General features: G+C 72.2%; 17 protein-coding genes. 9 read left to right on the top strand and 8 right to left on the bottom strand.

The window, feature by feature from the left end; all coding sequences use genetic code 11:
• Positions 1–58 precede the first annotated feature (58 nt).
• The 4 genes from F9C41_RS40330 to F9C41_RS40315 form a co-directional block, all read right to left on the bottom strand.
• Positions 59–826, bottom strand: coding sequence for a SigB/SigF/SigG family RNA polymerase sigma factor (locus F9C41_RS40330; protein WP_155392132.1), 768 nt, complete (start codon positions 824–826; stop codon positions 59–61).
• A gap of 190 nt (positions 827–1,016) precedes the next feature.
• Positions 1,017–1,793 carry a GAF and ANTAR domain-containing protein gene (locus F9C41_RS40325; protein ID WP_155392131.1) on the bottom strand — a complete coding sequence of 259 codons (777 nt, stop codon included), beginning with the start codon at positions 1,791–1,793 and terminating at the stop codon, positions 1,017–1,019.
• 54 nt (positions 1,794–1,847) lie between these two features.
• Positions 1,848–2,597, bottom strand: a complete 750-nt coding sequence (locus tag F9C41_RS40320) for an ANTAR domain-containing protein (protein WP_230690383.1) — start codon at positions 2,595–2,597, stop codon at positions 1,848–1,850.
• Positions 2,598–2,813: 216 nt separating this feature from the next.
• Positions 2,814–3,656 carry an SDR family oxidoreductase gene (locus F9C41_RS40315; RefSeq protein WP_155392130.1) on the bottom strand — a complete coding sequence of 281 codons (843 nt, stop codon included), beginning with the start codon at positions 3,654–3,656 and terminating at the stop codon, positions 2,814–2,816.
• Between the two features lie 155 nt (positions 3,657–3,811).
• Here F9C41_RS40315 and F9C41_RS40310 point away from each other — a divergent pair, with 155 nt between their 5' ends.
• Both F9C41_RS40310 and F9C41_RS40305 read left to right on the top strand, forming a co-directional pair.
• Positions 3,812–4,066: a DUF6343 family protein gene (locus F9C41_RS40310; protein ID WP_155392129.1), complete on the top strand. Its 255-nt coding sequence runs from the start codon at positions 3,812–3,814 to the stop codon at positions 4,064–4,066.
• A 68-nt stretch (positions 4,067–4,134) separates the two neighbouring features.
• Positions 4,135–4,488, top strand: coding sequence for a VOC family protein (locus tag F9C41_RS40305; protein ID WP_155392128.1), 354 nt, complete (start codon positions 4,135–4,137; stop codon positions 4,486–4,488).
• A gap of 54 nt (positions 4,489–4,542) precedes the next feature.
• On the opposite strand, the gene F9C41_RS40300 is transcribed toward F9C41_RS40305, so the two are convergent.
• Positions 4,543–5,121: a TIGR03086 family metal-binding protein gene (locus tag F9C41_RS40300; RefSeq protein ID WP_155392127.1), complete on the bottom strand. Its 579-nt coding sequence runs from the start codon at positions 5,119–5,121 to the stop codon at positions 4,543–4,545.
• A gap of 105 nt (positions 5,122–5,226) precedes the next feature.
• On the opposite strand from F9C41_RS40300, the gene F9C41_RS40295 reads away from it, so the two are divergent.
• The 5 genes from F9C41_RS40295 to F9C41_RS40275 are packed head-to-tail and all read left to right on the top strand — an operon-like array spanning position 5,227 to position 8,890.
• Positions 5,227–5,832: a hypothetical protein gene (locus F9C41_RS40295; protein ID WP_155392126.1), complete on the top strand. Its 606-nt coding sequence runs from the start codon at positions 5,227–5,229 to the stop codon at positions 5,830–5,832.
• A 38-nt stretch (positions 5,833–5,870) separates the two neighbouring features.
• Positions 5,871–6,491 carry an SGNH/GDSL hydrolase family protein gene (locus F9C41_RS40290; RefSeq protein WP_155392125.1) on the top strand — a complete coding sequence of 207 codons (621 nt, stop codon included), beginning with the start codon at positions 5,871–5,873 and terminating at the stop codon, positions 6,489–6,491.
• 58 nt (positions 6,492–6,549) lie between these two features.
• Positions 6,550–7,242 (top strand): glycine zipper family protein, encoded by a 693-nt coding sequence (locus tag F9C41_RS40285; protein ID WP_196280169.1) that lies wholly within the window; start codon positions 6,550–6,552, stop codon positions 7,240–7,242.
• Positions 7,243–7,275: 33 nt separating this feature from the next.
• A complete protein-coding gene (locus F9C41_RS40280) occupies positions 7,276–8,286 on the top strand; it encodes an aldo/keto reductase (protein ID WP_230690382.1) in 1,011 nt (336 codons plus the stop codon).
• A 13-nt stretch (positions 8,287–8,299) separates the two neighbouring features.
• Positions 8,300–8,890, top strand: coding sequence for a TetR/AcrR family transcriptional regulator (locus F9C41_RS40275; RefSeq protein ID WP_155392124.1), 591 nt, complete (start codon positions 8,300–8,302; stop codon positions 8,888–8,890).
• Between the two features lies 1 nt (position 8,891).
• On the opposite strand, the gene F9C41_RS40270 is transcribed toward F9C41_RS40275, so the two are convergent.
• On the bottom strand, positions 8,892–9,551 hold the full coding sequence (locus F9C41_RS40270; RefSeq protein ID WP_155392123.1) for a class I SAM-dependent methyltransferase: 660 nt from the start codon (positions 9,549–9,551) through the stop codon (positions 8,892–8,894).
• A gap of 166 nt (positions 9,552–9,717) precedes the next feature.
• On the opposite strand from F9C41_RS40270, the gene F9C41_RS40265 reads away from it, so the two are divergent.
• Positions 9,718–10,809 carry a hypothetical protein gene (locus F9C41_RS40265; RefSeq protein WP_155392122.1) on the top strand — a complete coding sequence of 364 codons (1,092 nt, stop codon included), beginning with the start codon at positions 9,718–9,720 and terminating at the stop codon, positions 10,807–10,809.
• 61 nt (positions 10,810–10,870) lie between these two features.
• Here the strand turns inward: F9C41_RS40265 and F9C41_RS40260 are convergent, their stop codons facing one another.
• On the bottom strand, positions 10,871–11,368 hold the full coding sequence (locus F9C41_RS40260; RefSeq protein WP_155392121.1) for a hypothetical protein: 498 nt from the start codon (positions 11,366–11,368) through the stop codon (positions 10,871–10,873).
• Positions 11,369–11,631: 263 nt separating this feature from the next.
• Positions 11,632–12,558, bottom strand: a complete 927-nt coding sequence (locus F9C41_RS40255) for a LysR family transcriptional regulator (protein ID WP_155392120.1) — start codon at positions 12,556–12,558, stop codon at positions 11,632–11,634.
• 95 nt (positions 12,559–12,653) lie between these two features.
• Between F9C41_RS40255 and F9C41_RS40250 the strand changes: the two genes are divergently transcribed.
• Positions 12,654–13,695, top strand: a 1,042-nt coding sequence (locus F9C41_RS40250; RefSeq protein WP_155392119.1) for a DMT family transporter, incomplete at its 3' end; no start/stop codon positions are given.

Below are 13,695 nucleotides of genomic sequence, written 5' to 3'. Positions count from 1 at the left end.
AAGGGCACAGCCGCCGGCCGGCGACCCGCCGTAGGTCTTGTCCTGCGGCGTCGTGGCGTCACTGCGGCAGCTGCGCCCGCAGCCTGTCGAGAGTGCGCTTCAGCAGCCGTGACACGTGCATCTGGGAGAGCCCGACCTCGGCGGCGATCTCGGACTGGCTCATCCGGGCGTAGACGCGCATGACGAGAATGCGGCGTTCCCGCGGTGCGAGGCCGGCCAGCACGGGTCGCAGGCACATACGTTCCTCGACTGCCGCGTAGCGTCTGTCGACGTCGCCGATGCTGTCGATGAGGTCGGCGCCCGTGCTGCCCGCCGGTGACGTGTTCAGCGAGAGCACGCGATACGCGTGCCAGGCCTCCATCGTGGTCAGCACGTCCGCCAGCGCGACGTGCAGATGGTCGGCGATGTCGGCGGGGGCGGGCGTGCGACCCTGCTGCTGGCTGAGCTCGCGGGCCGCGGTGGCCACCCGGGGGCCCAGCTCCTTGACCGTACGCGGCACCCGCATGCTCCATGCGGCGTCACGGAAATGCCGCTTGAGTGCGCCGAGGATGAAAGGCACCGCGTATCCGGTGAAGGGCACCTGCTGAGCGGAGTCGTATCCGTCGACTGCCTTGATCAGAGCAAGGGCGGCGACCTGTGCCAGATCTTCGAGGTGCTCCCCGCGTCCGGCGAAGCGCCGGGCGAGTCGCCCTGCCATCGGCAGGTTCTCCTCGATCACCTGGGCGCGGATCCTGGCCCGGTCGGGATGATCGGCCGGAAGCTCGTCCCGCCGGCTGAGCAGCTGCTCGGCGGACTGCGCCGTCGTGCGCTCGGCATGGATTGTCATACGGATCAACGCCCTGGGACTGGAGGCAGCGGTGTGCCGGCTGAGCCGGCAGGCCTCTGCTGAGGCAGCCGGTGTTGCCTGGTCACGACCGCGGGGTCCGGGCGGCGTGTACGACTTGGCGGTTCTGCGTGCACCGGCACTGTGCGCAGTGTCGGCCGCAACGGGCGGGTTCTGCCCCGATGCGTTGCGTTCAGCCTACGCTGCCCTCCGAACGGTGCAAGGGGATCGGCGCGCGCCCGGAGGTCGTGGGTGCCTGCTGCGTGAGCCAAATCGACTCTGATCCGTCGACCACCGTCCGGGCCAGCTCGGACAGCCGCCGGTTGTTGCGGCGGGCGGTGTCGCGGAGCAGGTCGAACGCCTCGTCCATGTCGACGCGGCGGCGTTCGGCGATGACGCCCTTCGCCTGCTCGATGATGATGCGGCTGTTGAGCGCGGCCTGCAGCTGTTCGGCCAGCGTCTCGTGGTGGCGTATGGCGCGCGCCTGCAGCAGCCCGATCGTGGCCACGTCGGCGAGCGCCTGTCCCAGCTGGATCGTGCGTTCGTCGAGCGCCCCCGGCTGACCGCCGAAGAGGTTCAGCGCGCCGATGAGGTCCGAGCGCAGCCGCATCGGCAGCGCGTGGACCGAGGCGAATCCGCTCTCGCGGGCCTGGGCGACGAAGCGCGGCCAGCGATCGGCGGCGGTCGACAGGTCCGCGACCGCGACCGGCCGACCGGAGTGGAAGCACTCCGGGCAGGGTCCCTCATCCGTCTGCAGCTGGAGCAGTTCCAGCAGCCGGGTCTGCTCGGTGGACGCGGCAGCGACCCGCAGCGCGCCGCGCTGGTCGGTCAGCAACACGCCGGCGGCCGATACGCCGAGCACCTGTGCGCATCGCACCGTGACCTGGTGGAGGAAGTCCATCAGATCGAAGTCGTCGACCAGCGTGTCCGCCAGCTCGACGAAGGCCTCTGCCAGCTGTCGCTCACTCATGCGCGCTCCCTCTACAACGATAGTCCTCTGCGCGCGCGTGCCGGTCCTGGGCGGTCATGCCATCTCCTCATCACGCTCATAGCTCCCCGGCGGGTCGGGCTCGAACCGCAACCGGCGCTCGACCACATCGCGGGCCACGTCGCCGAGCCGGCGGTCGTGGGCGTAGGCGTAGGCGCGAAGCCGGGCGAAAGCGGCCTCGGCGCTGGTTCCGAGCTGTGCCACGATCATTCCGGTGGCCTGGTGCACCTGCACCTGGTGTGCGGTCGGGTCGTCGCGCTGCCAGGCCAGCTCGGCGGTGTCCGGTTGCAGCCCTGCCGCGTCGTCGATCACCATCATGGCGGTGGCGTCGGCGAACGCCAGCGCGTCGGCGAGTTCGTATGAGCTCATCGGGCCGGGCCGAGCGCGGTAAAGATCGAGCACGCCCAGCCGGATCGCGCCGATCTGCAGCGGCAGGGCGAACACGGCACGCGCGCCGCTGTCCAGGGCGGCCGGGGTGAACACGGGCCAGCGGGTCAGGCTGTCCGGTGAGCGCAGATCGAGCGCGATCACCGGCCCGCCTCCTGCGAACGCGTCGACGCACGGGCCCTGTCCGAAGGTCAGCTGCCACTCTTCAAGATCGGCGGCTATCCTGTCCGAGGTGTGCACGACATCCCGGACGGTGGAGCTGCTCATGATCGTCACGCCGGCTCCGTCCACGTTGACGCCTGCCACCGCCGCGGCGCAGATGTGCGCCAGCGTTGCCGGCGCACCCTGTGACTGCTTGCCGACCTGCGCCCACACCCGCATGACCCGCTCATTGGTCATGCGGCACCGCGCGGGTGAGTGACCTGCTCAGGATCATGGTCCGCGGTGGCGGTAACGCCATCGACAGCAGTCGCACGGCGACACCGGTCGAAGATCTTCGTGCTCACGAGACCTCCCAGGGTCGACGTTCGTGGACGTCGCCGAGGTCCGGAGCCAACGTATAACACCCAGCCTACGCGCGCCCTCCGCCGATCGGCGGCCTGGAAGGGCGCGCCGTCAGCCCAGGCGCAGCAGCTCCTCGAGGTTCACCCCGGGCGCATTGGTCAGCCGCTCCACGGTGCCGGTGGTCGATGCCAGTTCCCCACGGGCGATGGCCAGGTACGTGCTGACCCACGCCTCGACCTGCCAATCGGGGGCGCCGTAGGCGGCCCGGGACGCGTAGGCCTCCTCGACGGTCTCGTCGTGGTAGCTCGTCTGCCGCCCGGTCACGAACGTGATGATCTCGGCGACCTGCTCCAGGGTCAGCGCCTGCGGCCCGCTCAGCTCGTACGTCTGCGCGTCGTGGCGGCCGGGCTCGCGCAGCACCAGTGCGGCGACGCCCGCGACGTCGCCGATGGACACCCCGGCCACCCGGCCCTGGCCCGCCGGGCCGCGCAGCACCCCGTCACGCCCGGCGAACATCGGCAGCATCTCCAGGTAGAGGTTGTTGCGCAGGAACGTCCAGGCCAGCGGCGTGCCCCGCAGGTGCTGCTCGGTGGCCCAATGATCGCGGGCCAGCGTGAACGTCGCGTCGGGGCGCGCACCGAAGAACGACGTGTACACCAGCCGGCGCACCCCGGCCTCGACGGCGGCGTCGATGAACGTGCGGTGATCGTCCACCCGCTCGGCGGACTCCGCGCCCGAGACCATGAACACCGTCTCCACCCCGGTCAGTGCGTCGCGCACCGCCGCACGGTCGCGGTAGGCCGCTCGGTGCACCTCCGCGCCGGGCAGTTCGGGGGCGCGGCCGGGGTCGCGCACCACCAGACGCTGGGGCAGCCCTGCCTCGGCGAGGCGCTGTGCCACCTGTAGGCCGAGCCGGCCGGTGGCCCCGGTGACCGCGACCGGCGCATCGGACATGGACCTCTCCTGCCTGGTAGGGGTCAGCTCTCATGGTAGGTGCGCGCGGTGGCGCGGCGGGCGCGCCGGGGGTGAGGCTCGCCGAGGACGTTGCGGCGTGGAGCGGATCATCCTGGGCCGTCCCGGCGCGGACTAGCATGGTGGGGGAGGCCACGATGACCAGACAGAAGCCGGACGGCACCCACGACCACCCGTACAGCGCGCTCAACCTGCGCCTGGCGCTGGCCGGGTTCGGGCTGGTGTTCGCGGGGGTGCTGGCGGTGATCTCGTTCGCCTTCGGACTGACCTGGCTGGGCTGGTTCAGCGTGCTGCTGATGGCCGTCACGGTCGTCGACCTGATCGTGATCTCCCGCCGGCGGCGGCAGCGCCGCCGCGAGGAGCACGGCGCGCCGCATTCGCTTTTCGAGTGAGCCCACCGTGCGAACCGGACCGCGGTGAAGTGTTCTGCTGCCCAGGTCAGGCGGCATATCATCAAGACATGATCAACGGTATGCATGCTCTGATCTACAGCACGAACGCCGATGCCGACCGGGCCTTCTTCCGCGACGTGCTCGGCTTCCCGCACGTGGACACCGGTGAGGGCTGGCTGATCTTCAAGGCGCCGCCCGCGGAGATCGCCTTCCACCCGGCCGACGCGCACACCCGCTGCGAGCTGTACCTGACCACCGACGACGTGGAGACCACGGTGGCGCAGTGGAGCGAGCGCGGCCTGGAGATCATCGTCGCGCCGGCCAAGCGCGAGTGGGGCACCGAGGCCGTGGTACGCCTGCCCGGCGGCGCGACCCTCGGCGTCTACCAGCCCACCCACGTCACCGCCTTCAGCGCGGCCTGATCCCCCCGCCCGCGCCGCGTCGGCCCGCGGCTGCTCCGCCGGGTCCGGGCCGAGTCAGTCCGGGGCCCACGCCGGATCGCGGCCGAAGGCGGCCAGCAGGCGGTCCTGCGCGTCGGCCCCGTCGGACAGGTCGATCCGCGGGCCGATGATCCCTGCCCCGCGGTACTCGTTCTCCTCGACGTCGAACCAGTCCGCGACCACCTTCACCGCCTGCGGGTCGAGCGCCGGGTCGACCCCGAGCGCCACGGCCAGGTCCCAGGCGTGGATGAGGTGGTCCGCGGTGAGCTGGTAGGCGTACTCGCTGGCGGCGGTGTCGCCGAAGGACAGATGCACGATCCGGTCCATCGCCCCGGGCGCGGTGACCGCGGCCTCGGCCTCGCGGGCCGCGTCGGCGGCCGCCGTGACGGGATCAGCGCCGAGCAGGTCGCCGGCGAACCGGTCGCCGACGTCGTCGGGGGTGGCCCCGGCGAAGATCGGCACCGTCCAGCGGTCCTCTCCCACCAGATGGTTGACCAGCGTCCGGACGTCCCATTCCGGGCAGGGCGTGGGCGACGACCACTGCTGCGGCCGCACCTGCGCGACGCGGTCGGTGAACTCGGCCAGACTGGCCCGGTAGCCGTTGAGCAGGTCCATGGCATCCACCTCGCCAAGCAGTATATGCAGGCAGAACGGGCCGAGATCCGGCTTCGGCGACCCGGGCGGCCGGGCGGGACGTACCGTCGGGAGGGGAGGTCCGTCATGTTCGTACAGGTCATCCGCGGCCGCGTGGCCGACCCCGAGGCGGTGCGCGAGGCGTTCGAGCGCTGGGTGCGCGAGCTGTCCCCGGGCGCCGACGGCTGGCTCGGCAGCACCGGCGGGGTCACCGCCGACGGCCGGCTGGTGATGCTCGCCCGGTTCGCCTCGGCGGAGGCGGCCCAGGCCAACAGCAGACGTCCCGAGCAGGACCGCTGGTGGCAGGACACGGCGTCGCTGGTGTCCGAGCCGACCTTCCACGACAGCGCGGACGTGCGCGGCTACCTCGCCACCGGCTCCGACAAGGCCGGCTTCGTGCAGGTCGTCACTGGCCAGACCACCGACCCGGACAAGATGATGGACAGCGTCGTACGGCTGTCGGCCAGCCTGCACGCGTTCCGCCCGGACCTCATCGGCGGCACGGTCGCCCTGCACCACGACGGCACCTTCACCGAGGCGGTGTACTTCACCTCGGTGGAGCAGGCGCGGGCGGGGGAGCAGCGGCAGCTGCCGCCGGAGCTGCAGGGTGCGCTCGACCGGGCCGAGGAGCTGACCTCGATGCTGTCCTACCACGACCTGACCGACCCCTGGCTGCTGTCGCCGCCGCGCTGAGGGTCGCGCCCCCGGTCCCGGGCGCTTAGCATGGGCCGGTGATTTTCCAGCCCCGTCAGCGCATCGTGTTCATCGGCGACAGCATCACCGACTGCGGGCGGCGCGACGCCGCCGCGCCGTACGGCAACGGCTACATGAGCCTGGTGCAGGCCCTCGTCACCGCCGCCCATCCCGAACTGGGCCTGAGCTGGGTCAACCGCGGCATCAGCGGCGACACCGTGCGCGACCTCGCCGCCCGGTGGCAGCACGACGTCGTCGAGGAGCGCCCCGACTGGCTCAGCGTGAAGATCGGCATCAACGACGTCTGGCGCTTCTTCGAGAACCGGCCCGACGCCGCCGTCCCGCTCGACGAGTACGAGGCCACCCTGCGCTCGCTGCTCGCCACGGCCGTCGAGCGCACCGGCTGCCGCCTGATCCTCGCCGACCCGTATCTGATCGAGTCCGACCGCGACGACCCGCAGTACGTGATGACCGGCGACTACGCCGCCGCCGTCGCCGCGCTGGCGAAGGAGTTCGGCGCGCTGCACGTGCCGGTGCAGGCGGCGTTCGACCGGGTGCTGACCTCGACCGGGCCGGCCGACTGGGCCCACGACCGCATCCACCCGAACCTGGCCGGCCACGCCGTGATCGCCCGCGCCTTCCTCGACGTCATCGGCTGATCAAGACGGTCCGGGGGTGGTGGTGGGTGGGTAGGGTGCGGGCATAGGGGCGTATGCGGTGGGGGCGCTGTCGGCGCTCATCCAGGTCGCGGCGGCTGTCGTGGCCGGATCGCTGCTGGGTGCGGGCGGGGCCGTGCTCGCGGGCGCGGTGGTCGCGGTCGTGGCGGTGCCCTACGGCTGGGCGGTCGGGCGGGTGCGGGCGTATCCGCCGAGCGTGCGAGGGGTCGCGCTGTTCGCCGTCGACCACACCTGGAGCCTGGTCAACACGATCGCCGGGGCGGGTTTCCTGGCCGTCAACCTGGCCCGCGGTCACCACCTGGACCCGCTGCGCTGCTGCCGCCGCGGCCGGATCGACATCCACGAGCAGGCCATGCGGGGGTACGCCACCACGCTGGGCAACGTGATCGCAGGCGGGACTGCGGCCAACGAGCGCCACGAGGACCTGCACGTCCGGCAGGCACGCCTGCTGGGGCCGCTCTACCTGCCGCTCGTGGGTCTCAACTACGTCCTGTTCAGCGTGCTGCCGGTGTGGTGGCTCTACCACGACCACGACGGCTACCCGATCACCGGTCCGGGGCGGTACTTCACCCGCGGCGTCTACCTGCACGTCTGGCACGAGGCCTGGGCGTACCGTCGCGACGTCCGGGACCGGTACGGCGACCTGCCCGTGCCGAGGCCCGGTCGACGACACCCACGCCGCACCCGGCGCAGGCGGGGTGACCGCGGTCACCATACGGCTGACAAAACTTGAAATCTGTCATCTGTCAGTCGTAACGTATGCCGCATGGCTACCGACACCATGAACACACGACAGCTCGGCACGTCCGGTCCGCGCGTCTCCGCGCTGGGGCTCGGCCTGATGGGCATGTCCGACCTGTACGGCCCCGCCGACGAGGCGGAGAGCATCGCCACGATCCACGCCGCCCTGGACGCCGGGGTGACCCTGCTCGACACGGGCGACTTCTACGGCATGGGCCACAACGAGCTGCTGCTGCGCGACGCGCTTCGGGGCCGCAACCGCGACAACGCCGTCATCAGCGTCAAGTTCGGCGCGCTGCGCGACGCCGCGGGCGGCTGGAACGGCGTCGACACCCGGCCGATCGCGATCAAGAACTTCCTCGCGTACACCCTCAAGCGCCTGGGCACCGACCACGTCGACGTCTACCGCCCGGCCCGGCTCGACCCGAACGTGCCGATCGAGGAGACCGTCGGGGCGCTCGCCGACCTGGTCAAGGCGGGCTACGTCCGGCACATCGGGCTGTCCGAGGTCGGCGCGTCGACGCTGCGCCGGGCCGCGGCCGTGCACCCCATCGCCGACCTGCAGATCGAGTACTCGCTGATCTCCCGCAACATGGAGCACGACATCCTGCCCGCCGCCCGCGAGCTCGGCATCGGCATCACCGCCTACGGCGTGCTGTCCCGCGGCCTGCTGTCGGGCCACTGGTCACGCGAGCGGGCCACGGTGGCCGGCGACTTCCGCGGCCACCTGCCCCGTTTCGCCGGCGACAACCTGGACCGCAACCTGGCCCTGGTCGAGGCGCTGCGCGAGGTCGGGCAGGACAAGGGCGCCAGCGTCGCGCAGATCGCGGTGGCCTGGGCGCTGGCCCAGGGCGACGACATCGTGCCGCTGGTCGGGGCGCGCACCCGGGCGCGGCTGGAGGAGTCGCTGGGCGCGCTGCCGGTCGTGCTGACCGAGACCGACCTGGCCCGGATCGCGTCGGCCGTGCCAACCGGATCGGTGGCCGGAGACCGCTATGACCCGCATTCGATGTCGGCGCTCGACAGCGAGAGGTAAGGTCTGCCTCGTTATGGCAGACGCTCCGCTCACACCCGACCGGATCCTGGAAGCGGCGGAGGAAGCCCTCCGCCGCTTCGGGCCGGCGAAGGCCAACGTCGTCGATGTCGCGCGCGCGCTGAACGTCAGCCACGGCAGCGTGTACCGGCACTTCCCCAGCAAGGCCGCGCTGCGCAACGCGGTCGCCGAGCGCTGGCTGGCGCGGCTGGCCGAGCCGCTGGCGGAGATCGCCGCCGAGCGCGGCCCCGCCCAGCCACGGCTGCGGCGGTGGTTGGACGCCCTGTGTGAGGCCAAGCAGAGCCGGGCCCGCGACGAGCCCGAACTGTTCACCACGTACTACCACCTGGCCCTGGAAGCCGACGAGGTGGTACGGGCGCACATCAACGCGTTGGCGGCCCAGCTGGGCGAGATCATCGCCGACGGGGTGGGCCGCGGCGACTTCACGGTCGCCGACCCGTTCCGGGCGGGCCGGGCCGTTTTCGACGCGACCAGCCGCTTCCACAACCCCGCGCACATCGCGGAGTGGAACGATCCGGACATGAAGGCCGCGTACGAGGGAGTGTGGCTGCTGATCCTCAGCGGCCTCGGCGTGTCGCAGCGGTGAGTCAGGCCTTCGCGGGCCCGCGCAGCTCCCATACCCGGGTGTGCTTGACCGTGACGCTCTCCAGCGCGAACGGCGTGGGCACGTCGTAGGCGGCGACCTCGCGGAACAGCGGCTTGGGCAGGAACGCCCGGTCCGGGTCGCCGACCAGCACACGGGCGCCGTTCTTGGCGGCCCGCCGCAGGAAACCGATCATCCGGTCGGCCATCGCCTGGCTGTAGAAGACGTCCCCGGCCAGCACGACCTCGGCATCGCCCGCGTCGCCGCCCAGGATGTCGGCCTGGTCCACCGACACGTCCGCCCCGTTGGCCGCGGCGTTGAGGCCGATCGCCGCGCAGGACAGCGGGTCGATGTCCACCGCGCGCACCGACGCCGCCCCGGTCAGCGCCGCGGTGACCGCGACCAGCCCGGAGCCCGCGGCCAGGTCCAGCACCCGCTTGCCGGCCGTCGTCTCGGGGTGGTCGAACACGTACCGGGCCAGCGCCTGACCGCCGGCCCAGGCGAAGGCCCAGAACGGCGGCGGCTGCTCGCTGCGGTACTCGCCCTCGGTCAGCTCCCAGAGGCCGATCGGCTCGTCGGCCTGGTGCAGCTTCAGCTCCGGCAGGAAGGGCACCGGGGCGAGCGCGGCGTACGAGCGGACGAAGTCAGCAGCGGTGTCGGTCACCCCCGAAGTGTGCCGCCTGGCCCTCCCGGCCGCCCGTCCAGGGCCGGTGACGCCTGCCACCGACCACAGAGCGCGTCGGGCGACGCCGGCGAGGGATCGTCATGTTGGGTGGACGCCCCGCCGGCCTGCCGGTTGCGTCTGGGCGGGTTGCCCCGTTTAGCTCAGTATGATCCGATTCGTCATCCTCGCGGCGGGGGTGCTGCTGACAGCCGTGGCACTGCTGTCGACGGCCGACGTGGACAGCCGACCGTGGCCCGGCAAGCCGGACCCGGCGGCCGTGGCCGCGCCGGATCCCGTCGTGTCGGGGGAGACCGCGGTGTCGCCGGCGGCGCAGACCGCCGAGCCCGCCGCGTCGTTCGCGGGCGTCCCGTCGCTCACCGTGCCCGGCACCGCGGCGAAGGCCGGGCTGCCGATCGCCATCCACACCGCCGACCTGCCCGCCAGCGAGGCGTCCGGTCTGGTGGCCAGCCGCCGGCACCCCGGGGTCTTCTACTGGCTGCGCGACGGCGGCGGGGCCACCTCGGAGCGGCCGCGGGCCGCGCTGTGGACCATCAGGCTCGGCGAGCAGGCCCAGGCGTATCCGGTGCGCCGCGGCGAGAACTTCCCGTTCGCCCAGGTCTTCGAAGCGCCGAACACCGATTGGGAGGACGTCGTCATCGACGACGACGACAACCTGTGGATCGGCGACATCGGGGCCAACAACTGCGTGAGCATGCAGTACCTGTACCGCACGCTCGAACCCGAGCCGGACACCGATGACCCGTTCATGGTGACCGCGCGGTATCCGCTGACCTTCCCGGACCCGGCTCCGGGGTGCAGGACCCGCAACGCCGAGGCGATGCTCTGGCTGGACGGCGAGCTCTACCTCTTCGCCAAGACCGCCAACTCTCCCGTGTACCGGGCGGTGCTGCCCGCCGAGCGCAATGCCGCGGTCGCCCTGCTGCCGGTGACGAAGTTCGACTACGCGGTGAACAAGATCTCGGTCAGCACGGTCTCCGACGACCGGACCCGGCTGACCCTGGCCGGTCACGCCCGCTACTGGGTGTTCGCCGCCGACCCGGCGCTGACCGGGGACACGTTCCTGCGCGAGGCGATGAGCGGCAGGCCGGTGCACACCGGCGTGTTCGACTCGGCGACGGGCAACGCCTCGGTGGAGGGCGGCAGCTACGTGCCGGGCACGCACGACCTGCTCTTCGTCGCCGAGAACAAGGAGATCTTCCTGGTCCCCGACGGCCCGGCCGCCGCCGACGCCCGCTGAGCGACCTCCGGCACGCCGGACCCGTGCCGCGGGAGGGCTGGCACGGGTCCGGCGCCGCGGGTCAGCAGCCGCCGCAGTTGTAGAACAGGATGTCCCAGTGGTTGCCCTCGTCGGTGTAGAGGTTGCCGGCGCCGGAGCGGTACTGGTAGCCCCAGCCGGAGATGTAGCCGACGTAGGTGAAGTGCGCGGTGATGTAGTTGCCGATGCACGCGTACTTGCTGATGTCGAGCTTGTAGCCGTTCCAGTGGCTGTAGGTGCCGGAGGAGTGGCCGGTCTCGGTGCCTGCGGTGATGTTGAGGGCGCAGCCGCTGGCGCTCTTGAGCGTCTTGATGCCGTTGATGGTGACCTGGCGGACGTCGGTGAACGAGGTGCAGCTGGCGTTGTTGCGGTTGCTGCAGTTGCCGCTCGAGGACCAGCTGATGCCGGCCGCGCTGAGCTGCGAGGCCGCCTGAGCGTGGGTGAGGAAGGTCGCGGCATGCGCGGGACTGGCGAAGGCCAGCACCGACGCGACGACGCCGGCCACGATCACGGTGAGGGCGCGGGGTACGAAGCGGGACATGGGGGTGCTCCTGGGGGTGTGGAGTTATTTGCCGTCCGCTGCGCAGCGATGGGAAGATTTTTACCACACATAGAAGAGTGACGCTAGATGGCAAAGTGTCACTCGACCGGTCACGCTCCGGTGTAGACGGCGACGCCCGCGTCGGCCGACCAGGCCACTCACCTAGCAGCCTAGGAAGATCTGGCGATGGTGTCCGGTGCCACGACGCCGCGGCGCGCGCAGGCGGGGAAGCGGGCAGCCCACGTCTGCCAGGCGGACCCGGATCAGGCGGTGCGTGCCCGCATCGCCCGGTCCAGGCCGCGCATCCGGGCGGTGACCAGGTCCACCACGACGCGGCTGGCGGGGGAGAGCTCGCCCTCGCGATGGACCACGGCGAACGTCTCGTACATCGCCGGGCGCAGCGGGGCCCAGCCCAGCCCGGCCGGCAACCGGTCACCGAGGCCGTGCAGCACGCCGCGCCAGGTGACCGTGTCGGCCAGGCCGCGGGCCGCGATGTCCAGGGCGGTCTCGGTGTCCTCCACCTCGATCCGGGGGCGCAGCGGGTGGCCGGTGCGCTGCACCGCCTGGGCGAGCTGGCGGCGGGTGGTGTCCGTCTCCCGCCAGCTCGCGTCGGGCAGCACCAGCTGGGCGGCGGCGAGATCGGCGGCGGTGATCCGGGCGTGCAGCCGGGCCGGATCGGCGCTGACGTACACCAGCTCGTCGCGCAGCACCGGGGTGACGACCATGTTCTCGTCCTCCACCGGCAGCGCGATCACCGCCGCCTCCAGCCGGCCCTTGCGCAGGTGCTCCAGGACCTCGGCGGAGTTCTGCCCGACCAGCTCGACCCGCACCCCGGGGTGGCGCTGCAGCACGTCGGCGACCAGGTCAGCGGCGAGGTAGAACCGGGCGGTGCGGAACACGCCGAAGCGCACCGTGCCGGTCAGCAGCTCCCGCACCGAGGCCACGGCTCGTCCTGCCTCGTCGACGGCGGCCAGTGCCACGGACGCGTGCGGCTGCAGGGCGCGGGCCGCCTCGGTGGGCACCAGACCCCGCCCGACCCGCCGGAACAGGGTCGTGTCGAGCTGCTGCTCCAGCAGCCGGACCTGCTCGGAGATCGACGGCTGCGCATAGCCGAGGGCGCTCGCGGCGGCGGTGAACGAGCCGTGCTCCAGGGTGGCCAGAAAGCAGCGGAGCTGGTGCAGCGAGAGCAAGGTTCCTCCTCGGCTTCAGCTAAAGGAAATGCCTTCGGATAACGCTGGAAACCAAGGCTACCTCGATGGCTCGACCCGGCCTAACGTTCTGTGTCATGACCACCACCGTCTCCGCGCCCGCCGCCGTGAGCACACCGCAGGCCCGCTCCGCCAGGCGCGGCACCGTGCTGGTGCTCGTCTCCGCGACCGGATTCGGCATGTCGGCGGTGTTCGCCAAGCAGGCGTACGCGGCCGGGTTCAACGTGCCGACCATGCTGGCCGGCCGGTTCGCGCTCGCGGCGGTGCTGCTGTGGGCCGTGGTCGCCTGGCGGCGCGCGCCGCTGCCCCGCGGGCGGGCTCTGGCCGTGAGCGTCGGGCTGGGCGCGGTCGGTTACGCACTGCAAGCCGGGTTCTACTTCGGGGCGCTGGCCCGCATCGACGCCTCGCTGACGGCGCTGCTGCTGTACGCGTACCCGGCGCTGGTCACGGTGCTGGCGATCGCGCTGCGCCGGGAGCGCCCGGACCGCCGCCGGCTGGCCGCGCTGGCCTGCTCGGCCGCGGGCATGCTGCTGATGCTCGGGGCGGGCGGGGTCGGCGGCTCGGTCGCCACCGGGGGAGTGCTGCTGGCGTTGGGCGCCGCGGTCGCGTACGCCCTGTATCTGACCGTCTCCGCCGGCCTGCCCGCCGGTCTCGACATCTTCGCGGTGACCGCGGTGGTGTGCACCTCCGCAGCCGTCAGCCTGGCCGCCACGGGCCTGGCCACCGGCAGCCTGCACGCGCCGCACCAGGCGGCGGGCTGGGTGTGGATCGCGCTGCTGGCCGTGGTGTCCACGGTGATCCCGGTCGCCGGGATGTTCGTCGGCGTGCGTGACGTCGGCGCGTCCGCGGCGGCGATCCTGTCCTGCGCCGAGCCCGCCGTGACGGTGGCCACCACCGCCCTGGTCTACGGCGAGCGCCTGAGCCCCGTCCAGGCTGCCGGCGGCCTGGCCGTCCTGGCCTCGGTCGCCGTCCTCCAACTCCGCCGTCGCGCCGCCCGGCCGCAGCCGGCGCCGCGCTCCCAGGAGCCGCCCGCCGCCGACCCGGCCCCGGACGTCCCCGCCGAGCCCGTGCCGGCAGCCGTTCGCGTGGGTGGCCGCGCCCTGCGCCGCCGCCTGGCCC

The organism is Catellatospora paridis, from assembly GCF_009720365.1.
Taxonomy (GTDB): Bacteria; Actinomycetota; Actinomycetes; order Mycobacteriales; family Micromonosporaceae; genus Catellatospora; species Catellatospora paridis.
The sequence above is the reverse complement of the archived record's forward strand: the minus strand, read 5'-3'. Positions and strand labels throughout refer to the sequence as shown.

Coding starts and splice junctions, on each gene's coding strand:
- F9C41_RS40330 (WP_155392132.1), bottom strand. CDS start 826: ATGACAATCCATGCCGAGCGCACGACGGCGCAGTCCGCCGAGCAGCTG.
- F9C41_RS40325 (WP_155392131.1), bottom strand. CDS start 1,793: ATGAGTGAGCGACAGCTGGCAGAGGCCTTCGTCGAGCTGGCGGACACG.
- F9C41_RS40320 (WP_230690383.1), bottom strand. CDS start 2,597: ATGACCAATGAGCGGGTCATGCGGGTGTGGGCGCAGGTCGGCAAGCAG.
- F9C41_RS40315 (WP_155392130.1), bottom strand. CDS start 3,656: ATGTCCGATGCGCCGGTCGCGGTCACCGGGGCCACCGGCCGGCTCGGC.
- F9C41_RS40310 (WP_155392129.1), top strand. CDS start 3,812: ATGACCAGACAGAAGCCGGACGGCACCCACGACCACCCGTACAGCGCG.
- F9C41_RS40305 (WP_155392128.1), top strand. CDS start 4,135: ATGATCAACGGTATGCATGCTCTGATCTACAGCACGAACGCCGATGCC.
- F9C41_RS40300 (WP_155392127.1), bottom strand. CDS start 5,121: ATGGACCTGCTCAACGGCTACCGGGCCAGTCTGGCCGAGTTCACCGAC.
- F9C41_RS40295 (WP_155392126.1), top strand. CDS start 5,227: ATGTTCGTACAGGTCATCCGCGGCCGCGTGGCCGACCCCGAGGCGGTG.
- F9C41_RS40280 (WP_230690382.1), top strand. CDS start 7,276: ATGGCTACCGACACCATGAACACACGACAGCTCGGCACGTCCGGTCCG.
- F9C41_RS40275 (WP_155392124.1), top strand. CDS start 8,300: ATGGCAGACGCTCCGCTCACACCCGACCGGATCCTGGAAGCGGCGGAG.
- F9C41_RS40265 (WP_155392122.1), top strand. CDS start 9,718: ATGATCCGATTCGTCATCCTCGCGGCGGGGGTGCTGCTGACAGCCGTG.
- F9C41_RS40260 (WP_155392121.1), bottom strand. CDS start 11,368: ATGTCCCGCTTCGTACCCCGCGCCCTCACCGTGATCGTGGCCGGCGTC.